We start from the raw sequence: 21,372 nt of genomic DNA, 5'->3' as shown, positions 1-21,372 counted from the left end.
CCTCCGTTAAGGAAGTCACTAAAACCCAGAGGTCACAAAATGAGTGGATTCAAAAGGCAAGCAGAGCTTCTGCACTGGCATGCTTACTATGATGGCTGGCTTTTTACCCTCTTTCGTTGCCTCGTCAAGAGTACAGAAGTGGGGGGACTAAATGGGACACGGGCAGAATGGTTTCAACGACTTTCCGAGCGTCAATACGATCGACGTTTTTGCGTCTCGACGCGAGGCAACGTAGCCACGGAAGACTTAGATGTCCCAGATGACCGCAGGAAGCATGCAGTTGAGTACTTGCCGACTCATGCTTCGAGCATCGGCTGGCTACTTTCGACTTTGCCGGTCGAACTGAGCGAATTCACATTTGTCGATTGTGGTGCAGGAAAAGGGCGTGTCTTATTGGTTGCATCGGAATTCCCATTCCGAAAAGTGATTGGAGTCGAACTGGCACATCAGTTGCATATCATTGCTTCACAGAACATTACCAATTTTCAAAGTCCACGTCGTCAATGTGAGGATGTGCGTTCTGTGAACATGGATGCAGCAGATTTCGAATTTCCATCGGAGCCACTCATCGTCTTTTTGTACAACCCTTTCTCAGAAGAAATCACCAAATTGGTGGTTGACAATTTAATGAATTCCCTTGATGTCAATCCACGACCGGTTGTCGTCCTTTATCACAATCCTGTGTACACCAATCTCTTCGAGGAAAGCTCGATATTCCAGGAAAACTATGCGGACTGTCGACCTGGTCAGAACTGGAAAATCTACTCACTGAAACCAGTGATGAATCCTATCACAAATTAACCAATGGATTGGGAGCGAAGTCGATGTTCGATAACGCCTCTCTATTCAGACTTATGGAGAAGAAGAATGAAACCGTATTCACTCGTTGCGATGTCACTGTTTGCCATTTTGGCATCATCCGTTCAAGCCGATGATGGCCATGCTCACGATCATGCCAAGCGGGACCATTTGCGTGCGACGGCACAAAAGATTTGTCCGGTCACAGGGAAAAAGCTCGGCAGCATGGGAGCACCCATTAAGGTTGCCGTTGGAGAACAGAAAGAAGAAATCTTCCTGTGCTGCAAAGGCTGTACGCAAAAGCAGATCAATCCTCAACACTGGGCAACGATTCACACAAACATCGCTCAAGCACAAGGCAAGTGTCCCGTGATGCAAAAACCGTTGCCTGCCAACCCCAAATGGACAATTACCAATGGTCAAGTGGTCTACATCTGCTGCCCTCCCTGTTCCAAAAAGATCGCAGCCGATCCAGAAACGTTTCTGGGACGAGTTGACACTTACTTGACTGCATCAATGAAGCGGGATCCGAGTCATCAGCACAAGTAATCCTCCGACCTGATTGCTTTTGACTCTTGAGGAATCGTCGGCAACGGAGTGTCAGCGATTCCTTCATTTCTTATTTTTCCTGTAGAAAATCTTTGGCATCACAATCAACGACTCGATTTTGAAAGGACTCAAATCATGAAGATAACGACTTTAGCAGCCTTGTTTTTAGGCGGATTTCTGCTGGCAGCATCGTCTGGCTGTCAGAGCTCCCGAAATGCAACATACGCAACGTCGCCCGTAGTGACCGGAGCACCTATTGCTTCTGCACCTACGGATGCAACATATCTTTCTATTCCCGAAGGATCGACGAATCGGACTTCGTCATATAGCTCTGGGGGGAGTTGTCCAAGTTGCCACTAATTCACATGACAAATTGTTGCGTATCCTTGATCCATCTTTGTAGCTTCGCCGTTAATGACACGGTGACTACAGAGATGGTTTTATTTTGCGACATGAGAAAGCGTATATCTCAAACACGTTTAGCACGAACTACAAAATCACTTGAGTTTGTTGAAATCAGTATCGAAGCCCTTATTTTAAAAGAATCTTTTCTTGAAAGATCCTGGTAATCTCCATGGCAATCGACCCAATTTGCGGCATGCAGGTCAATGAAGAGTCTGGTTTGGCATCAATTGTTGATGGCGACAAATTCTATTTCTGTAGCGAGCACTGTCAGACGAAATTCCTACACCAACATGATGGACAGAAACCGTCTCTAGCAACGGATCTTTCAGTGATGGAAAGTTGTTGCAGTCCAGGTTCTGAGACGAATCAGGAGGACTCAGCGCAGAGTGAATGCTGTGGCGGAGAGGAATCGAAAACCTCACAAGTCGCAGAACAAGCCGAGGTTCCCGATTGTTGCCATGGAGGAGAGACCAGTTTGGTCACTCCAAATGCTTCCAGCGAGGCGAAATACATTTGCCCGATGTGTCCTGGAGTTGAGAGCGATCTGCCGGGAGACTGTCCAAAATGTGGCATGGCGTTGGAACGCAATCCTTCCTATCGCGGCGAGAGCAAAACGATCTACACCTGTCCGATGCATCCAGAGATCGAACAGGAGGGACCGGGTGATTGTCCGATCTGTGGAATGGACCTCGAACCGAAGACAATTGTGGTCAACGACGAGGAAGATGACACCGAACTGAATTCGATGACGCGTCGCTTTTGGATCTCGGTTGTCCTCACAGTTCCCATCGTGCTGCTCGCGATGGGAGAGATGGTCTGGATACCGATCAAGTCATGGATCGGAGTCACTGCGTCTCATTGGACGCAACTAATACTGGCGACACCGGTGTTTTTCTGGTGCGGTTGGCCGTTTCTGGTTCGGGGTGTCCGGTCACTGAAGACCCGCAACCTGAATATGTTCACCCTCATCGCGATGGGAACAGCAGCAGCCTACTTCTTCAGCATCTTCGCGATGTCGTTTCCACATCTGATCCCCGCAAGTTTCCTGACTCATGGTGAAGTTCCCGTCTACTTCGAAGCCTCAGCGATGATTATCGCTTTAGTCTTGCTCGGGCAGGTTCTTGAACTTCGAGCACGCAAACAGACGAGCGGAGCGATTCGCGAACTGATGTCGCTGTCTCCAGACACGGCTCGGGTCGTACGCGACGGTCAAGAACAAGTCATTCCCCTTGATCAGGTTGTCGAAGGCGACCGAATCCGCATCGTTCCCGGCGACAAGATTCCCGTTGATGGTTCGGTCGTGAGTGGAAGCAGCACCGTCGATGAATCGATGATTACCGGCGAACCGATCCCGGTCCGTAAACAGGAAGGCGATCAAACTATCGGAGGAACGGTCAACCAGACTGGTTCCTTTGAAATGGTCGCAGAAAAAGTCGGTAGCGAAACCACGTTGTCTCGTATCGTTGAAATGGTCGCCAACGCTCAGCGAAGCCGAGCACCAATTCAAAAACTCGCCGATACTGTTTCGGGATACTTCGTACCGGCTGTGATCTTGGTCTCCATGTTGACATTTGTTCTCTGGGCAATCTTTGGACCGGAAGCGTCACGATTTTCGTATGCTTTTGTGAATGCCGTTGCCGTGCTGGTCATCGCGTGCCCCTGCGCACTGGGGCTGGCAACGCCGATGTCGATTATGGTCGGGGTCGGACGAGGAGCGAAGGAAGGCGTTCTCATTAAAGATGCCGAGTCGCTCGAAGTGTTAGAGAAAGTCGACTACCTGATTGTCGACAAGACCGGAACACTCACCGAAGGTCGTCCTCGACTCACCGATGTAATTTCGCTTAGCGAGGTGAGTAAAGAAGAACTGTTAAGAATAACTGCCTCGCTCGAACAGCAAAGCGAACATCCGCTCGGTGAAGCGATTCTCGCAGCCGCTCGCGAGCAGGGACTCGACCTTCCAGAGGTTGAAGAGTTTGATTCTTCAACAGGCCTGGGAATCCAAGGGAAGGTCAACAACCAAAATCTGCTGATCGGAAGCCCGGTGTTCCTCAAACAAAACGGCATTACCGGAGTTGATGAAGCGCAGCAACAAGCAGACGAGTTGCGATCTCAGGGAAGCACCGTTGTGCATGTTGCGATCGACAACCAGCTCGCAGGTTTATTGGCTGTCAACGATCCGATTAAGGAATCAACGCCGCAAGCGGTTGAAGGGCTACACAAACTCGGTATCAAGATCGCCATGCTCACTGGCGACAACGAAGTGACTGCGCAGCATGTCGCAAAACAACTTAATATTGACGAGGTGGGAGCAGGCGTCAGCCCCGAAGACAAGCACAATCGTGTTGAGGAATTAAAAAAGCAGGGCAAGATCGTCGCGATGGCGGGCGATGGAATCAACGATGCTCCCGCCCTGGCTGCCTCTGACGTGGGGATCGCAATGGGAACTGGAACCGATGTCGCGATCGAGAGCGCTGGTGTAACACTCGTTAAAGGAGACCTGCGTGGGATCGAACGAGCAATTCGCCTGAGCCGTATCACAATGAAGAACATTCGCCAGAACCTGTTCTTCGCATTCATCTATAACACTCTGGGAGTGCCGATTGCAGCAGGTCTCCTCTATCCATTCTTTGGAATCTTGTTGAGCCCCATGATCGCGGCAGCGGCGATGAGCTTGAGCTCCGTCTCTGTCATTGCGAACTCTTTGCGACTACGAACTGTCCGGCTGGATGGATGAGCAGTGAACAAATTGAATCGAGTTGAAGTTGATGATTGATTTAAATGAAAGGCAACGGCATCAAGTTGTCGTCATTGGTGGTGGATTCGGCGGGCTGGAGACGGTTCGTCGACTCAAGAAGGCCGATGTCGATGTTACACTGATCGACCGACGGAATTTCCACCTGTTCCAGCCACTTCTCTATCAAGTCGCAACGGGGGGGCTTTCGCCAGCCAATATCGCGGCTCCTTTGCGGTCGATCTTTGGTAAGCAAAAGAACTGTCGAATCTTGCTGGGGGAAGTGACTGGCTTCGACCTCGAACAAAATGAGGTCATCCTGCAAGACGACCGGTGTCGGTTTGACACCTTGGTTGTCGCAGCGGGAGCGTCTCCAAGTTACTTTGGTAACGATTCTTGGCAAAAATACGCACCACCGCTGAAATCGATTGAGGACGCGACCGCGATTCGCAGCCGATTATTCTGGTGCTTCGAGCAGGCAGAGCGTGAAGCTTGTAAAAAGGATCGCTGTGAATGGTTAACGTTTGTGATCGTTGGAGGTGGACCGACGGGGGTAGAGCTGGCAGGAGCGCTCGCGGAAATCTCTCGACACACACTTGTCAATGACTTTCGAAGCATCGACCCCAGCGAAGCACGGATCATTCTTGTCGAAGCGGGTGATCAAGTTCTCAGCTCGTATCCGCCAGACCTCACCTCGAAAGCAGAATCGAAAATTCGTCAGTTGGGAATTGAGCTGAGAACGAAAACACAGGTAACTGAGATCAAACAAGACTACGTCGAGGTCGAGCATGTAGGCAGCACTGAAAGGATCGCCACTTATTCCGTCATCTGGGCAGCCGGCGTGAAAGCAAACCCTTTGGGTGGAAAACTTGCTCAAGCCGCAAACTGTAAGACGGACAGGATGGGGCGTGTTCTCGTCAGCGACGATCTCACTCTCTCGACGAACCCGAGTATCTTTGTGATTGGTGACCTCGCACATGTCACCAACGATGAGGACAACCCTCTACCAGGAATTGCACCGGTTGCTATTCAACAAGCTAAGTTTGTGGCGAAGTTGATCCAACTACGGCAATTGGGACGTAAAAGTAAAGATCGATTTCATTACCGCGATCTTGGCTCAATGGCTACGATCGGAAGGAAGGCGGCAATTGCAGAGATCGGGAAGTTCAAGTTCAGTGGAATTTTTGCATGGTGGCTGTGGCTGGCGATCCATCTGATGCAGATTGTGCAGTTTCAGAATCGGGTGTTGATCCTCATCCAATGGGCCTACAGCTATCTCACATACAACCGCGCTGCGAGACTGATCACTCATCCGACGCACAACGATAATGAAGCTGACACTTCAAAAGCTATCGATCAGACCAGCTAATTTTTGTCATCCGACCATACCCACGCTTCCATTGCGTTTGAAACTCGATCTCAGTGATCAAATCATTTTCATTGAGGCTCGCAAACGGTTCTTTCTTTAGCTTGTCTGTTTGGTCTACGTACACCTTCGCCAGATACCGTCCCGGAGAAAGGCTCTTCTGGTGCAGTTGCTTGGCTCGTTCGGACTCACGAAAAGCGGTGAGACTCAATGAATGTTGCCAAAGTTTTCCCTTCCCGAACACCAAACGGTCAGACGTCGCGACACGATGTTCCGACCACTCGTCCTCAGTCCATTGATAGATGTCGACCTGCATCAATTGTTGGTCGTATTGCTCAGGAATATTTTCAATTTTCATCCAGATGTCTGTGACAATTGAGACTTCTACTGAAGGCTTCGGAAGCTGATCTTCAGAAGTGTACTTGGATTTGATGATTGCGGCATAGTCATCGATAAATCGTCGAAATTGTTTGTAGGTCCTGTCTCCTATGACCATTTTCTTTCCACCACCATGTTCGATCTGCATTGTGGGCTTGAGCAGCAGCAAACTCTTTTCAGGATTTTCCACATCGATGAGATCGTTATCGGTCATGTACTTCATCGAGGTGATTGGGTCGTTCAATTTAATCCACGAAACCTGCTCGCCATGCTCCGCAACTTGTTTGTGATTCTGGTCTGGGGAGTGACACGCCGCACATCGGCCAACTTCTGTCCAGACGTTGTCGATAAACGAAGCGAGTACTCGATCCATGCGTGCATGCCGAATCACCTCGTCCGATACCTTGGGCCCAACACGAACTTTGGACGGTTGAGTTGAGACGAGGTTGGGGTCGGCAACCGCTACCAGAATCCAGTCACGAAATGCATCAAATTCCTGCTGCCGCACTTTCTTCTGCACCAAAGAGGAGTTGTCAGGAGCCCGCTTGATAAAGGTGAGGATTTTCGAGTCCTTCGGATCATCAACGTTGACCAACCCTTGCGTTACCAACGCTGAAAATGTCTCTGCTGCACTTGGTCGAATATAGTCCTTCAATGCAACGCTGCTGAGATGGCACTCCGTACAGCTCGACGGATTTGGTGAAGAGAAAATTGGGAGTAAGCGTTGCCGAAATATCTCTTCTGACGATGCGTCCTTGCTGTTCGAACTTTGCTGTTCTGTTCGGCTCAGTTCAGCTGGCTGATTCATGAATTCGGAACTCTCGGATTCCGACGATTGAACCACTTCCGCTGAATCACAACCGGTTAGTGAAACGATCATACTCAGACAAACAATCCGGAATAAATTGCTCATATTCACTTCTGCTTTCACCACAAAATCTCATCCCAGTCACATAAGCAAATCGGCTTCCGTCAGACGATAGTAACGGTCGCTTACCGACCAGCCTGAATTGTTGAATTTTCTCTGTGGTAGCGACCGTTTCGTAAGCCATTATATCGAAGATGGTTACGCAATATTTGCGTGTCATAGATTAACAGACAATGTTCTCGCATGGCAATGTGTACATGGTCCTATACATCGTTCTATGCGAGTAGGTTTTCCGGTAATTTTTGTGATGGTTAGTGTTGGAGCAAGGACGATTCTCAGTCAATCTCTTGGGAAGAGTCGTTCCAGAATTGAGATGACATCCGTGCTGGGAATCTGTTCTTGTTCGATTCGCAGGAACTCGGAGTGACAAACGTCGAAGGCAGCCCTCTCGAAACTCGTCAGATTGACGGGTGGCGAAGGTTCTTTTGTCGGCTCAACTCGCTGCCCGAGTTGCTCTCGATGACGACACAAAGTTTCGATGTCCATCAGAAGACTTTTCACAGTTGGAAAATGGATGCGAAAACGGGAGAGAATTGAGAGACCATCGACATCGATGTCTCCCCAGTACCAGATGGTGCATTGGTGCAGCCACGGGATGAGGCGAAAGTCTGCGACCGCATTTCCGATGCCTCCCATGGCAAGGGTGTTCGGCAGATTTGGAAGTGTCATCAAACAGGTTTTGTTTTCGACAACGAGCACGTTGGCCGAATCGACATTTTGTTTTGCCAATGTCTCTAAAGGAATGGAACAGTCTGTCCAAGGACTTCCGAATGCTTGTTGAATCGTTGGATCGAGAAAGCGGATTTGCAGACGGGGTTGATCGTATTGCAATCCATAGCGGCGAGCGAAGTGCTGCTCGTCGGCACGAATCGCAGTTGGCGGCAATAAGAGATCCAGCCATCCCCGCAGAATGCGTTGATTTCGTTCAATAAACTTCGTGTCAATGTTTAAGGGAAGCTCGCGTGCGAAAAGGCCAGGGCGAGGGTTCGCTCGTAAATAGTCAACCACAAGAATCAGTCCTTCGACATCGGCAGCAGAATCAGCGAGCAATTTTCGATTGGACCGCATCCAACGTTCAATTTTTGGGTAATGTTGACGGATGATCTTCACGGCACTTGTGAAGTTTTCAAACTCGTCTTCCTTGTCAATGAATCGTAAGAAATCTATCTGAGTTGAGAAGAAGATTTTTTCAGGGACCAGATTCTTTCCATGTCGTCGCGAAGTTCGTTCTCGCCAGTCAATCGAATATCCAAATCCCTTTTCTGCTTTTGATTCGCTTCTGAGCAACTGCACAGCATGAATGGCTGCGGCAGGATCGTCAGGCAATTTTCGATCAGCTGGAATGAGACAGGGAAAGAATTCATCACCATCAAGCCAGACCAGTTGGAACTTGGGATAAAGATTGTTCGCTTTCTGGCGAATGTCATTTGGATGAATCATCAATCTTTACGGTTATGAGAGTTGCTGCTTCGATTCTCGTCTGCTGCATCAACGTATTGAGCAAACTCCTTCGCTGTCATCTGGAAGACTTCTGAACGATTATTTTTCTTGGTGACATGCAAATAACTCCCCACAAACGGCTGAGTGACGCAGGCCTTCGCATCCAGCGGAGCGACGATGAGCAACTGTAGGCCAAATTGTCGGAAGAGCTTTAAAGCGTACTCGGCATGTTGATCGTCAACTTTGGAAAACATTTCGTCGACAACAACAAAACGGAATCGCTGTTCGTCAGGCTCGCTGGGATCGAGGTCGTACTGGTACGCAATGGCAGCCACGAGAATCGTAAACGCCAGCTTCGCTTTTTCCCCACCTGATTGCCCGGTGCTGTCGTCGTAACTGGAGACTTGCTCGAGTGTCTTTTCATCGATCACATTGGCGAGAAAGTCGAACCAGTTGCGGACATCGACGACCTTGTCTCGCCAGCGACGATGACCTTCATCCTGAAGCTTGACGACAAGTTTTTGTATTCGTACAAACCTGGCTTCGTTCGCCTCTGCAGAATCTTCAAAACTCCCTTCGACACACTCGCGTAACTGCCGTTGAAATTCGACAATCTCATGATTGTTCACCCGTTTGGGATCGAGCTGAATGTATGTCCCCTCGCGAAAGTCAAGTTGCCTGAGCGAAAGATTGAGCGTTTCAATTTTGTCTTCGATGTTACGTCGTTCTTTCTCCAGGGTGGCTCGGAACAGACCAATTTCTCGGGTCACTGTGTCATTGAGTCGTTCTTTGAAGCGATCTGTATGTCGTGGCAGATCCTCATCAATGATTCGCTGACGCAATCCAAGGAAACTGTCCAGATACGTAACTCGCGGAAGCAGGTCGGCTTCCTCGGGAAACTTCCTGGTGAACTTCGACATGACCTGCGTCAACTGCTCTTCGATGGGGTCGAGCTTTTTACGCAGTGCGATCTGCTCTTTCTCCAAACTTTTGCGGAGAGAATCTTGTGTTTGGAGAAGTGCTTCGATGGAAAAACAACTTTCATCGACGGAAGATTCCAACTCTTCAAATGTGGACTGGAATTGATCCCAAACATCGTTCTTCTTGTATTCGTTGATCGTATTCCCCGCGTTGAGGATGAGCTTCTCCGCGTCTTGAATTGACCGCTCAAGTCCGCTTTCATCACGAATGGACTCGTCTCTCTGAGACTCCAATCCCTTGCGACGGGAGGACAACTTTGCAGCCTGTTCCCGAAGAAACTGAATGGCATCGGAATTCTCTTCGATGGTCTTCTTCTCAGCCTTCAAGTCATCGATTGTCTGCTGATCCCGTTTCCAATCAATCTCTGAGAAACCACTAAATGCTTGCAGGTCATTCCAAGCATGAATGCGGTTTCGGATAGCACCGAGGTCAGTATCAATGGCTGCGATCTTCTGAGTCGTTTGCTGATCGCTTTCCTCAAGCTCGGCGATTCTCGCGGTGATCTGTTGTCTCTTGTCCTTGTTATCCCAACCCAGGATGAAGTTTCTTCTGTTGAGAAGTTGATCGCGATCATCTTTGTCGTGGCGTTTACTTCCAGTTTTCACATGCCGCGATAGTGTCATCGCTAAGCCAGATGCCTGTTGAAATTCTCCAATTGACTCACAACAGCGGTAGTCAAAACGAGAAGCCAACTCAGCCTTGACCCAGGGCAATAATGAATGACCTTCCTTGAAACGTAACTTGCCAAGCATGGAAGCCGGATCGAGATCGGTCGTGTTCTGCAAGGTTGCATGCTCACTGATCCGCAGATAAATGAGGCGTTGTCCGCGTCCTCGTGCAATGAGCTTGGTCTGCTCAACATGACGACTCACCATGTGATAATATCGATCTGGAACTAGGAGGCTGAGACCGAAGCTGTGCAAGACTTTTTCGATCGATGATTCCCACTCTCGCTGGTTCTCCTGCACTGCGATGAGTTCCGCGACGAACGGCAACTCTTTCTCACTCAGCCCCAATTCCTGACAGATACCCTCTCGCAGCGAAACGGACCATTCGGGAAGGTTTCCTTTTTGTCTTTCGAGACTCGCCAACTCGATTGATAACTCGCTCCGCTCTTGGCGGACTTGACCACGACTTATGACTAGGTCCGTTCTGTTCTCCTCATATGCTTTGATCGTTGCTTCAAGTTGACCGCGTTGATCTGAAATGAACTCTTGCACTTTCTGAAAGTCAGATTCACACGTCACACGCGTGTTCAATTCAGTTCGAGTCAATGCACTTTGGTACAGGTCGTACCGTTCTCGTTTCCGCTTTAACTCAGAAGAGGCATTGTCAATCAGCAACGGAATCATCTTCAGTCGATCACCACCCTCATTTTCGATCTCGTTCTTAATGCGTCGTTGCTCTTCTTCAACTCTATCAAGCTCTTGCTTGAAACTTTTCTTTCGTTCGCGCACTTCAACGAGTGACTGTTGAAAATCTTTGAGGGCCGGTTCGAAGACCTCAATTGTTTTCTGCGCGAAGAACGCATCCAGCCCCTGGGATTTCCTGATGGCTTTATCAAGCTTCACGTTGAATCTGGTGTACTCCTGACCGTGTTTGGCAACGGGTTCCAACAGGGCTTGCTGGTCACGGACTTTTATTAAACTCGCATGAGCCTCATTTAACTGAGTGAAGTGCGCCAGCAATGCTTCCAGACGCTCTGACCAGTTATGCGGTTCCAGCATGTGATTGCGGATGAACTCATTGAGATTTTCAATGTCCTTGACAGCCACGGTCTGATTGAAGACATCCATGGCCTTCTTTTTCACTTTCGTGATTTTCCGAAACCAGCCTTCGTATTCCGTGAATGACTTTGTTGCCTTAAAGTCGCGATCTTTGATGGCCTTAAGAATTCCATCGCTGGAGTCCAGTTGTGAGAAATCACCAGTAATCGTTCGGTCGCCATCCGAGAAACAGTAAATTTTGTCAACTTTCTGCCCATTCCAGTACAAAACCTGCGTCAAGCTGAAGGCTGCTCCGTCGTCATTGTTCTGGAAACATGCCAGGAGGACCGAATAGTGTTTCTTTTTCGATCTCAAGCAGCGAGTCTTGATCCCATTACTGTCTCCATCCGCATTTCGGTCAAAGGCTCCTTCGAAGTACGTTCGCTCTGTCCGTTCTCGTTTCTTGGCACCTGCAGCAACGTTAAAATTGCGGACACCAGGCTTGACCAGTAACGTCAAAATTGCATCGACCAGTGTCGATTTTCCCGAACCATTCTGACCGACCAGCAGTGTCGACTGTCCCTCTGGAGAAACCGTATGAACTTGCTGGTCGAATGTCCCCCAATTCAAGAGTTCGAGTCGCTTCAAGCGAAACCCCGAAGACTGCGAAAACGTGGCTGACACGTAGTCTGATTTGTCAAAAAGTGCGTTCGCTTGATTCATCATACATTCACTCCAAACGTTTTAGCTGGAATACAGACCATTTCTGGGTATCGGGCTGACTCTGAGTATTTATGTTTGGCACTATTCAATCTCCTCGTCCAGACTGATCCGACTCGTTGCCTGTTCTTCTTTTTTCACGAGCAGTTGATCTTTCAAACTCTCCAGTTCTGCGGCTGGGAGACGTGCCTTCAAAATGCGACGGACTTCCCATGTCGGTGGATCATCGCTGAATCTGCGCACGAATCCGAAGTCATCCAGTCGCTTGAAGGTGGCCCGCATCTCCTTGAGATGTTTTACGTCATCCCCTGGGGAGAGACGAAGGGCTTTCCATTGGTCAAACAATGCAGATTCGTCCACCACGCATTTCTCGTCGTGTGCCTCTTCCTCTTCGAAGCGTCGGTACTCTTCGCGCAGAAGAACACACAGGATCGACTGTTTGTAACTCAGTCGCGAAGTGTGGAAGAGTTTGGGTATGACATCATACCCCTCAGGCGTTTCTTCATCGGACATCTGGCGGAGGAACGCCATGCCTTCGGACTCGTTGACAATTAAGACAAGCCCCAGCCGAGAAAAGTAGTCAGTTAACCGAGAGGTATTCGATAGGAGCAGGTTCCAAACGCGTTCATCTTCTGCATAGACGACCCCGCGTAACAACAGGACTGCCGGAATGCTGAACTCTTGAAATTTCGGGAAATCTTCACGCATGACCATGCCTCCTCTTGTTCAAGAAGGTGACCAATGGAACCCGCACCTCGATCCAGTTTCCCTTGCCCTGGATCGGTGGAATCGATAATGGAATTTCGACTGTCGCATCAATGTGATGATTGTCATCTTTCGCGATTTGCAGATAACCCAGAACTTCGACCGCTCCCGAGGTCGGTGGATACTCATCGAGCAGATCCGCAAGAGTCGGAGCAGGTCTCAGGTTCAGTAACTCATCAATATGGTTTCGCATCGCACTCCAGTCCAGGCGATGCATGGCTGCATACTGCTTGAAGACACCCGTTCTTTCGGCTTCATCCGGTTGGAATTCAGTGAGGTCGACCACCTCCAGCTTGGTCGGCTCCGTCCAGAACGTGCGACGAAACGGTGAATCGACCGCTGCATTGACTTCTACCGTCAAACCGACATCTTCGCAGTCATGCTGGTCGTCCAGCGAAACCACCAACCCTCGGATCTCCTGAAGAAGCTGCGCAACTCGCTGTCGCTCTGCGTGAGCCTCCACATCCAGCAGGCGTCGCAAGGTCGTGGAAAGGCGTTGGTTGGTCCGCATGACTTTCTCTGCCTCACGTTGCAGCAAAGTGACCATTCCACGTACCGTCTCCATTCCTTCCTGCTGGTTGCTCAGTTCAGGAATCTTGCGAATCTCAGCGATGATCCGTTCGAGCTGTTCAGTTTGTACTGGCGACAGAATGAGGTTCACGAACTCATAGAAGCTCACGCCCTGATCGTCTTTCTTGAGGACATCTTCTGCGTTGAGTGCGTATTCAAGAATCCCACCGCGAGCTGCGAGCCCAGCGACTTGCTGCTGTTGGACTTCGAGTGTAATGTCTCGAAACGATTCCTCGACAGCGCGGAAATCTCCCTGCAACTGTTTCAGAATTGAAACAGCGGTAGCAAACTGATCTCGAATTTGATCAGGTCGATATGTCGCAACAACACCGTCCTGCTTGATCTGAGTGATCTCATCCTGGATTTTCTTCTGTTCATTACGCAGATGCTGCAAGCGAGTTTCGGGATCGTCTGACGAACCGACAACCAGATTCGCGAGTAAGTCGATCACAAGCTTGAGTCGGGATTCGGTTCCGACGAAATTGAGATCCTTACCAAGAACAAGATCCAGAAACGCAACAACGTCTTCAGTATGTGGAGTCAGCTGATAGCTTGGTTCGTCTGCATCCGCTTCCAGAAATCGTCTGAGCCACCGAGTTTCGCTGGAACACCACTCAGCTAGATAAGCATCTGCGCGAGACGGCAGTTTTCCGGGATCAGTCTCTTGCAAATTCTCTTGGTAAGCGATCAAAGCGGTAACGAGATCAGAATGAGCCCAGGAAATCCGTTCGCCCTGTTTGAACTGCTGATTGAGAAAATCAATAATGAATGGCGCGTTCGATGACCGCAGCAAGCTCAACGCTGGTGAAGTATCAAAATAGACCAGTAATTTGGTGAGTTGCATAGGCCCAGCTCAACATGTGTTATCATCACGTGCATCCCACCACGTTCATTGAAAGCCCTCCATTTCTTTTTTGTCCCGATCCTGATGATATCAAACGGTTTGAGTAAATTCGAGTGAAGTAGAATCTTCCGTGAGAAATTGAGAAATGCCTAAACTCTCGGATTCCTTGAAATGGTCAATTTTATGTATTGTTGATTCGCTCCCACGAGCAACCCATCATACTTGTGCTATCAGCAAACAAGGCTCGATGGATGATTCTGTAGATGTTGATAAATCGAGGTGTATATGAACACTTTTCACTTGGCAGAATAATCACCCGAGCTGATGCTATTCAATAAGTTCTGCACTGAGTCCCGTTGGATCAAAGTTCGTTCTTTCAATATGTTTTCCAGTCGCCCCTCCCGACATCCGTAAATGTGACAGACGATCGGGAAATTCATTCGATTCGGGCTATTCTTTATGGAAACGGAGCTGACTGACTGCGAGCAGAAGGCATAGTGGGAACCGTGCCGAAAGTTTCTGCTGCGGTCAGTCGCTCACGACCTCGTGAGTTTCATCACAACGATCAATCTGAAGCCGATCTCCCACCAACTTAGACTGAGAAGTACGACAATCCCCTATTTCGTCGCTTCTGGGCCCAGCCAAAACCAAAGACTGATTGTCGCTGAAGCGAGAAGAACGCCGAGGGCAAACGAACTCCAGAATCCCAGGCCAAGGCGATCAGAGACTGCGAGTGGGATGAAAAACGGGAGACCGAGTGGAACAAGAATGAGTGTCTCCCGCGCGAGGCGGGAGACAGTCGTGAGATCCTGCTCCTTGTTCCACACGGCAACAAACGCAACGATGCTGATGATTGGCAGGGTCAGCAGAAGCGCTCCCAGTCGTGGAAAGCGCTCGGCGAGCTGGGAAACGCCAGCGACGATAAGTCCCGCAATGACGGCTATCCACCACATAGTTTCTCTCCCGAGTTCTTCTGAATTCTGAAATGTCGCTTATTCGTGATCGTGGGCTTCCTCTTTGAAATTCCCGGCGTAAGGCGTGCCGTCAACTTCTCCGCTGATCGTGCCTTCGTACTCCATGACAGTCGCTAACCCATCATGTGTGCCTACAAACCGCGAGGCTTTACCATCGGTCTCGCCTTCGAGGGGAACCGGCTGAAGTTCTGTCTGGAGTTTGGGCTCTTTGATTGTTAACAGAATATTTTCCGCAGCAATCGGTTCGGGCGTTTTCTCATCACTGCCGAGCACATAGACGGTCGCCTCTTTTTTATCATGATCGACCGTGAATTCGACGTGATACTTCCCGCCTCCCCAGTCGGCGACAGTTCCATCATGTGGGCCGGCACCATGTCCATGTGCTCCTTCGCCTTCATGCGGGTGACCATGGTCCGATTCGGACGATGCGTTTGTTTCCTGAGAGGCCGATTGTTCGGCAGGCTCATTCTGACAGCCAACCAGCATCGAGGATGTAAGTACTGCAACTGTGAACAGTGAGCTACGAGAGTTCTTCATTGTTATAACCTTGGTCTAATGTGAGTGACGTCTACACGACTTTGCATAGACAGAAAGAGAAGTTTTACTGGACGCTTTTTGTGAATCGTTTCTTCGACATTTGATTTATGGGATTATGTGATCGTTTGAGTCTCCTTGTCGGGCCAAAGCGAGGGCGTCTTTCCCGCTGAATCTCCAGAAAATGCCGGGATGGATCAAAAACTCGCAGAATGTTGATGTCACTAACCCTCCCAGGATCACTGTCGCGACGGGATACAGGATCTCACGGCCCGGCTCTTGACCACCGAGTACAAGCGGGAGTAGTCCCATCCCTGCGGTCAGCGCGGTCATCAAGACGGGGGCCAGCCGTTCCAGGCTGCCACGGAGAATCATTTCCTTGCTGAAGCCTTCGCCTTCCTTCTTCATCAAATGGAAATAGTGTGTAACCAGCAGAATGCCGTTACGAACAGCGATCCCTCCCAGAGAAATAAATCCGACGAGACTCGCGACGGTCAATGACTGGTTGGTGAGAACCAACGCCAGCACACCTCCGATGAAGGCCGTGGGTAAGGCGTTCAACAGTTGCAAAACAATTCGGACTGACGGAAAGAGAATCATCAATACGACGAACATGCCGATCACCGAGACCGCAGCCAGGATCGCAATTGTACGAGTGGCTCGTTGTTGGCTCTCGAATTGACCGCCGTATTCAATGAAGTAACCTTCGGGCAAATTGACCTGACGATCGACGCGCTGCTGAATTTCAGTAACGGCGCTTGCCAAGTCCCTATCCTGAGTATTGGCACGGATGACCATCCGACGTCTGGCATTCTCTCGGTTGACTGCATTCGGTCCCGTTCCTGGACCGATGTCAGCGAGTTCGCGCAACTCGATTTGTCCGCGCTCATCGGGAAGGTCAATGCGCAACCGTCCGAGGTTGGCGTAATCGGTGCGGTAGTCTTCTTCCAGACGCACGAGTAGATCAAATCTGCGTTGCCCCTCAAGAACCTGCGAAACGACTTCGCCTTGCAGAGCGGTCTGCAGAACGGTAGCGACATACGCCCTTGTCACTCCGTGGAAGGCAAGATCATCGGTTCGCAGTTGAATATGAAGTTCTTCCGTCTGACGAATCGGTTCGATGACCGGCGGGGTGATTCCGTCGATGTTCTGCACTGTTGATTTGACCTGCTCTGACAACTGTTGCAACACATCGAGGTTGTCACCGTGAATTTTAATGGCGATCTGAGCATAGACACCGGAAACCATGTGACTGATCAAGTGAGCGAGCGGTTGTTCGATTTCCAAATCAACGCCGGGAACTTCTTCCCCCAACTCGTCGAGTAGTTTTTTGAGCATCTCTTCGCGTTCGTGATGACTCTCAGGATTCATACTGAGAATGTACTCACCTGCATTCACGGGTGAGGCGTGTTCATCCATTTCCGCTCGACCAGTTCGACGAACGAAGTGGAGGATTGCGCCGTCTGGGTTCTTTTCCGTTTTCTGCATCTCCTGAAGTTTTTGGTCAATGAGACCAGCGACTTGATTGGAGGCATCCAGCGATGAGCCGGGCGGCAATGTGACATTGATTTGAATACTTCCTTCATCAAATTCCGGGAGAAAGTTTTTGCCGAGCTGCGCCATCTGCCAACCGGCGAACGCGACTGCGATCCATGTGATCAGCAACAGCAACGTCGGCATTGCCATACTGATGCGAATGAGATAACTGGCCAGCCACTTCATTGACCGAAGAAGGATTCCATCGTGTTCAGCGTGCGCTGCCTTTGATTGTGGTAGCAGGTAGTATGACAACACTGGTGTGACCGTAAGAGACACTAATAGTGAAGCCAGAATGGAAACGATGTATGCGACGCCCAGTGGAGTGAACAAGCGGCCTTCCACACCGGACAGAGCAAATAGCGGTAAGAAGACTAGAATCACAACTGCCGTTCCAAAGACAATGGCGCTGCGAATTTCTTTACTGGCTTCGTAGACCACTTGTATTGCCGGTCGCGGTGTTTCCAAGCTGTTGTTTTCTTTGAGCCGTCGAAAGATGTTTTCGACATCGACGATGGCATCGTCGACTAGCTCTCCCATCGCTACGGCAATCCCGCCTAATGTCATGACATTGATGGAGAGTTCGGTGCCGGAGAGGTATCCAATTGCGCGAAACACTAGCGTGGTGATGACCAGCGATAGGGGGATCGCGGTGAGCGTGATGAATGTCGTACGAAAATTAAGCAGGAATAGAAACAGAATGATAATGACCAATACAGCCCCAATCACCAACGCTTCGGCGACGTTGAAGATTCCGCGATCAATGAAGTTGCGGAGTTGGAACAGTTCTGAGTTGATCACAATGTCCGCTGTCAGCGAGTCTTCGGCTTCAGCAAATGCCTGCTCCAGTCGATCGGTCAAGCCGCGTGTATCAACGTGAGGTTGCTTGACGATTGTGAACACAACACCGGGCCGTCCGCTGACACTGCCATCACCCCGTTTGAATTCGGCCCCTTCCACAACATTCGCAACCTGTCCCAGCAAGACAGATCGCTTGGCGTTCGCTTTGATTGGAATTTGTTTGAGATCGTGGACCACTCGATCCGGTTCCGGTCCCAATCGCCCAAGCACGCGAATGGGCCGTTCGGTTTCTCCTTTGACGGCAAAGCCGCCACTCGTGTTGATGTTACTTTCTTTGAGGGCCTGCTCGACCTCCTGGAGTGTCACTCCGTATTCCAGCAACGCCGCCGGATTGATCCTGACTTGATACTGCTTCCGATCACCACCGAGAATAAAGGCTTCAGCAACGCCAGTCACTTTGAGAATGCGAGGACGGATGACCCAGTCTGAAATGGTCCTGAGCGCCAAACGCCTCGATGCCTCCGATGGGAAATCAACGATGTGTTCCGTTCCATCAATCGTGACGATTGCCTGACGATCATCGGTCGATTGAGGATCGTCTTGTATCGGAAGATCCTCCTTGATCGGTTCAACTGCCTCCCAGGAAACATTGTCAACAGAGACTGGTTCCCAAGTCGCCTGTCGATGTCGATCGACAGGTTGCCATACCTGAATCTTTTCTTGCTCACCTGATTGCGGCGCTAATTCAGCGAGTAATCCTGTTTTGCCGATAGGGTACAACTCGCCCTCATCCGGGCCTTGCTGACGATAGATCCCCGCGACGACAATTTGCCCCATGATCGACGCCGGTGGCGTCATTTGGGGGAGGATGCCTTCCGGCAAAATGGCATCCAATGTGACGAGCCTCTCCTGCACGGTTTGTCGGGCTGCGCGGATGTCGGTGTTCCAGTCGAATTCGATGTAGATCACGTTTAGACCGGCAGTCGATTGACTCCGAACGGCTTGCACTCCGCTGGCCCCGAGTAACGCAATCTCGATCGGTTGCGTGACAAGTGTTTCAACTTCCTCAGTGGCCAGACCAGGGCATTCCGTGATAATAATAACGCGCGGCCGATCGAGGTCGGGGAAGACATCAATCGGCATTTGTGTTGCGAGATACGAGCCATACACCAGCATGGCCATACTGATAACAACAACGAGCATGCGGTAATGGAGCGCGAATCGAATGACAGCATTTAACATAGTGTTTCCCTCAATGGCTGGCGTGGACGGTTCCGTCCGCATGTACGTGAACGTCGGCACGCATGCCGCTGGCTGCCTGGGCTTTTAGGACCCGATTCAATGAAGCAGCAGACCCTTGTGCGAGATAAAGTCCCGGAGTGATCGTCCCATCATTGGCAATAATGATGTTCAATCGATCCTCGTGGAGAACCTGAACCGGAAGTCGATTAAACAGGTCACCGTTTTGCTGGAAGACATACGCTTCCGGCCCTTCACGGACGACAGCTCCGCTGGGAAGAACCATCACGTCAGTCATTTGTTCGACCGGGACATGCAGTCGCACTCGCTGTCCAGGACGAAATCGCCAGACTATAAAAGTCTCCCCGCTCTTTTCATAAGAGCGAGCCTGATTGGATAACGGGACGAAGAAATCAAATGTCCGGCTTTCGCTGTCGATTGAATTCGAGAGGTAGCGGATCTCGAATGACTGTTCCAAGGCAGGCCAGTGTTCGTCCACATCTTCCGCAAACTCAACGGCAATGTCCCAGCCATTTTGAGCGGCCCGTTCCAGATACGGTGCTTCGCGTTTGAAGGCGTGCCCTTCAATGTAGAGGGCACTGTGGTCAGATAGAGTGGAGAGCAATTGCCCGGCCTGAACCTGTTGCCCGAGTTCGGCATGTAACTGCTGAACTTCATAAGCAAACGCCTCTTTCTGGTCGTCACTCTGCTGAAATGCTGTCAGTTGGATCGGGGAAGACTTCTCCCGTTCTGCAATCTGAACCGGTGGCGGCGCCACAACCTCAACGGTTGAGATAAATTCGCCCTCCGCGACCTTCTCGATGTCGTGCGGACTCAATCCGCGAGTTAGAAGATCCTGCCGATGAGCCTGAATGACCGCTTGCTGTCGACGCAGTTGATTCTCTAGATCAATCACCTTCGTCTTTGGGATGCCACCTGTCTCCGCTAAGGGTCTCAGGCGGTCGAGCTGTTCTTGAACGAGTTCGATTTCCTTGTTGGAACTGAATAAGTCCTTCTGTGTCTTTTGCAGGTATTCGCTGAACAGTCGTAGAGTGAGCAGCTGATCTCCCGGACGAACGATTTCTCCTGGAAAAGCGTGAACTTCTAACACAACACCCACTGCTGGGGAGGTAACACCACGGTCAGATCGTCCAGGACGGTCGACGATTTCGCCGGGAACTTGAATGGTTCGCCAGTACGTTTGTGGTTTGGCCGGCTTCGCCGAGAGACCAAGATTCTTGCGTGCCTGCATCGAGAGTTTGAGAACTTTTGGCTCTTCAACAGGAGCCGCAGAATCCTCAACATGCAATTCCTTAGGAGCTTGTGCGAATAGAGGTCTCCATTGGTCGCGAGTGAAAAATGCAGCTGCACTAAGACCCGCTACGAGGACCGCGCCACTCAGTAGGCGTAATGATTTCGAGAAACGCATATGACGAACCTCAAAGTCGCGATCAACGATGGATGTTTCCAATCCATGGAGATGCGAACACGAAAATGGGTTGAAGAAAACGCTTCTCAGACGAGTTCTAAACGCATTCCAATTACGGAAACGTGAGACGGTCAGAGAAGGTTGACAGAAAGAAGGCAGCCGACCGATGCACGAGCAAATCCGTGACGGGGGCTGCGAAGAGACTTAGCAGCGAATCGAGAGATTCTGCAGATAGAGCGCGCAACGGGGGCGCGAAGTTCGCCAAGCGACCGAAGAAACCGCAGTCTTCGATGCTCCCCCGTCAGTCGAATCATCCAGCTCGACGAACAAGACTGCATACTGAGACAGAACAAGATGCACGGTGTAACTGTTGCTCACGAGATGCAGGTCATCGACGTAAATCGCGTCGGAATCATGATCGGGGCATTCGCCTGCAGCCATAACTACAGGCTCGAAATCATCCTCCCGCTGATCAGAGGACGTGTGCCGGTGACCTGAATGGCATAGATGCGCATGTGGTCGAGCCGCATGACCAACTGGCTCCTCAACTGACGAACCGGCATGCGAATGAGGAGCAGAGACAAAACTCTGGCTCACAAGCAGCAGGAGAATCAGGAGTAGGGAGATGGTACGTTGCATTGTGCCTTCAGGCGATTGGAAGCGATTAAGCGAATGGTT

At 50.3% G+C, this 21,372-nt stretch carries 14 protein-coding genes; 4 read left to right on the top strand and 10 right to left on the bottom strand.

Annotated features, from left to right (window positions below; genetic code table 11):
• Nucleotides 1-39: 39 nt before the first annotated feature.
• The 4 genes from ACN0YR_RS11390 to ACN0YR_RS11375 all read left to right on the top strand — a co-directional run bounded on the left by ACN0YR_RS11390 (nt 40) and on the right by ACN0YR_RS11375 (nt 5,852).
• Nucleotides 40-801, top strand: a complete 762-nt coding sequence (locus tag ACN0YR_RS11390; RefSeq protein WP_417849339.1) for a hypothetical protein — start codon at nt 40-42, stop codon at nt 799-801.
• Between the two features lie 66 nt (nt 802-867).
• Nucleotides 868-1,347 (top strand): hypothetical protein, encoded by a 480-nt coding sequence (locus ACN0YR_RS11385; protein ID WP_417849338.1) that lies wholly within the window; start codon nt 868-870, stop codon nt 1,345-1,347.
• A 574-nt stretch (nt 1,348-1,921) separates the two neighbouring features.
• Nucleotides 1,922-4,486 (top strand): heavy metal translocating P-type ATPase, encoded by a 2,565-nt coding sequence (locus tag ACN0YR_RS11380; protein ID WP_417849337.1) that lies wholly within the window; start codon nt 1,922-1,924, stop codon nt 4,484-4,486.
• A 31-nt stretch (nt 4,487-4,517) separates the two neighbouring features.
• Entirely contained in the window at nt 4,518-5,852 is a 1,335-nt protein-coding gene (locus ACN0YR_RS11375; RefSeq protein ID WP_417849336.1) for an NAD(P)/FAD-dependent oxidoreductase, read from the top strand.
• On the opposite strand, the gene ACN0YR_RS11370 is transcribed toward ACN0YR_RS11375, so the two are convergent.
• The 10 genes from ACN0YR_RS11370 to ACN0YR_RS11325 form a co-directional block, all read right to left on the bottom strand.
• On the bottom strand, nt 5,833-7,035 hold the full coding sequence (locus ACN0YR_RS11370; RefSeq protein ID WP_417849335.1) for a hypothetical protein: 1,203 nt from the start codon (nt 7,033-7,035) through the stop codon (nt 5,833-5,835). The genes ACN0YR_RS11375 and ACN0YR_RS11370 overlap by 20 nt on opposite strands.
• A gap of 399 nt (nt 7,036-7,434) precedes the next feature.
• The gene (locus ACN0YR_RS11365) at nt 7,435-8,595 is read right to left on the bottom strand and encodes a Wadjet anti-phage system protein JetD domain-containing protein (protein WP_417849334.1); all 1,161 of its coding nucleotides are present in this window, start codon (nt 8,593-8,595) and stop codon (nt 7,435-7,437) included.
• Nucleotides 8,595-12,008: an ATP-binding protein gene (locus ACN0YR_RS11360; RefSeq protein WP_417849333.1), complete on the bottom strand. Its 3,414-nt coding sequence runs from the start codon at nt 12,006-12,008 to the stop codon at nt 8,595-8,597. Before ACN0YR_RS11360 ends, ACN0YR_RS11365 begins: the two co-directional genes overlap by 1 nt.
• Nucleotides 12,009-12,086: 78 nt before the next feature.
• A complete protein-coding gene (locus ACN0YR_RS11355; RefSeq protein WP_417849332.1) occupies nt 12,087-12,710 on the bottom strand; it encodes a DUF4194 domain-containing protein in 624 nt (207 codons plus the stop codon).
• The gene (locus ACN0YR_RS11350) at nt 12,703-14,181 is read right to left on the bottom strand and encodes a DUF3375 domain-containing protein (protein WP_417849331.1); all 1,479 of its coding nucleotides are present in this window, start codon (nt 14,179-14,181) and stop codon (nt 12,703-12,705) included. The genes ACN0YR_RS11355 and ACN0YR_RS11350 overlap by 8 nt, the downstream gene beginning before the upstream one ends.
• A 617-nt stretch (nt 14,182-14,798) precedes the next feature.
• Nucleotides 14,799-15,134 (bottom strand): hypothetical protein, encoded by a 336-nt coding sequence (locus tag ACN0YR_RS11345; RefSeq protein ID WP_417849330.1) that lies wholly within the window; start codon nt 15,132-15,134, stop codon nt 14,799-14,801.
• A gap of 39 nt (nt 15,135-15,173) precedes the next feature.
• Nucleotides 15,174-15,692, bottom strand: coding sequence for a hypothetical protein (locus ACN0YR_RS11340; RefSeq protein ID WP_417849329.1), 519 nt, complete (start codon nt 15,690-15,692; stop codon nt 15,174-15,176).
• Between the two features lie 105 nt (nt 15,693-15,797).
• Complete coding sequence (locus tag ACN0YR_RS11335; protein ID WP_417849328.1) at nt 15,798-19,268, bottom strand: efflux RND transporter permease subunit; 3,471 nt, start codon at nt 19,266-19,268, stop codon at nt 15,798-15,800.
• A gap of 10 nt (nt 19,269-19,278) precedes the next feature.
• Nucleotides 19,279-20,694: an efflux RND transporter periplasmic adaptor subunit gene (locus tag ACN0YR_RS11330; RefSeq protein WP_417849327.1), complete on the bottom strand. Its 1,416-nt coding sequence runs from the start codon at nt 20,692-20,694 to the stop codon at nt 19,279-19,281.
• 204 nt (nt 20,695-20,898) lie between these two features.
• Nucleotides 20,899-21,333, bottom strand: coding sequence for a hypothetical protein (locus ACN0YR_RS11325; protein ID WP_417849326.1), 435 nt, complete (start codon nt 21,331-21,333; stop codon nt 20,899-20,901).
• Nucleotides 21,334-21,372: the final 39 nt, after the last annotated feature.

It is taken from the genome of Thalassoglobus sp. (genome assembly GCF_048270125.1).
GTDB lineage: Bacteria > Planctomycetota > Planctomycetia > Planctomycetales > Planctomycetaceae > Thalassoglobus.
Note: the sequence above shows the minus strand (reverse complement) of the source record. Positions and strands in the feature narration are given on the sequence as shown.

Bases quoted from the DNA above. Each gene is read 5' to 3' on its own strand.
- ACN0YR_RS11365 (WP_417849334.1), bottom strand. From the start codon at position 8,595: ATGATTCATCCAAATGACATTCGCCAGAAAGCGAACAATCTTTATCCC.
- ACN0YR_RS11370 (WP_417849335.1), bottom strand. From the start codon at position 7,035: ATGAATCAGCCAGCTGAACTGAGCCGAACAGAACAGCAAAGTTCGAAC.
- ACN0YR_RS11345 (WP_417849330.1), bottom strand. From the start codon at position 15,134: ATGTGGTGGATAGCCGTCATTGCGGGACTTATCGTCGCTGGCGTTTCC.
- ACN0YR_RS11360 (WP_417849333.1), bottom strand. From the start codon at position 12,008: ATGATGAATCAAGCGAACGCACTTTTTGACAAATCAGACTACGTGTCA.
- ACN0YR_RS11340 (WP_417849329.1), bottom strand. From the start codon at position 15,692: ATGAAGAACTCTCGTAGCTCACTGTTCACAGTTGCAGTACTTACATCC.
- ACN0YR_RS11355 (WP_417849332.1), bottom strand. From the start codon at position 12,710: ATGCGTGAAGATTTCCCGAAATTTCAAGAGTTCAGCATTCCGGCAGTC.
- ACN0YR_RS11375 (WP_417849336.1), top strand. From the start codon at position 4,518: ATGATTGATTTAAATGAAAGGCAACGGCATCAAGTTGTCGTCATTGGT.
- ACN0YR_RS11325 (WP_417849326.1), bottom strand. From the start codon at position 21,333: ATGCAACGTACCATCTCCCTACTCCTGATTCTCCTGCTGCTTGTGAGC.
- ACN0YR_RS11380 (WP_417849337.1), top strand. From the start codon at position 1,922: ATGGCAATCGACCCAATTTGCGGCATGCAGGTCAATGAAGAGTCTGGT.
- ACN0YR_RS11350 (WP_417849331.1), bottom strand. From the start codon at position 14,181: ATGCAACTCACCAAATTACTGGTCTATTTTGATACTTCACCAGCGTTG.
- ACN0YR_RS11335 (WP_417849328.1), bottom strand. From the start codon at position 19,268: ATGTTAAATGCTGTCATTCGATTCGCGCTCCATTACCGCATGCTCGTT.
- ACN0YR_RS11390 (WP_417849339.1), top strand. From the start codon at position 40: ATGAGTGGATTCAAAAGGCAAGCAGAGCTTCTGCACTGGCATGCTTAC.
- ACN0YR_RS11330 (WP_417849327.1), bottom strand. From the start codon at position 20,694: ATGCGTTTCTCGAAATCATTACGCCTACTGAGTGGCGCGGTCCTCGTA.
- ACN0YR_RS11385 (WP_417849338.1), top strand. From the start codon at position 868: ATGAAACCGTATTCACTCGTTGCGATGTCACTGTTTGCCATTTTGGCA.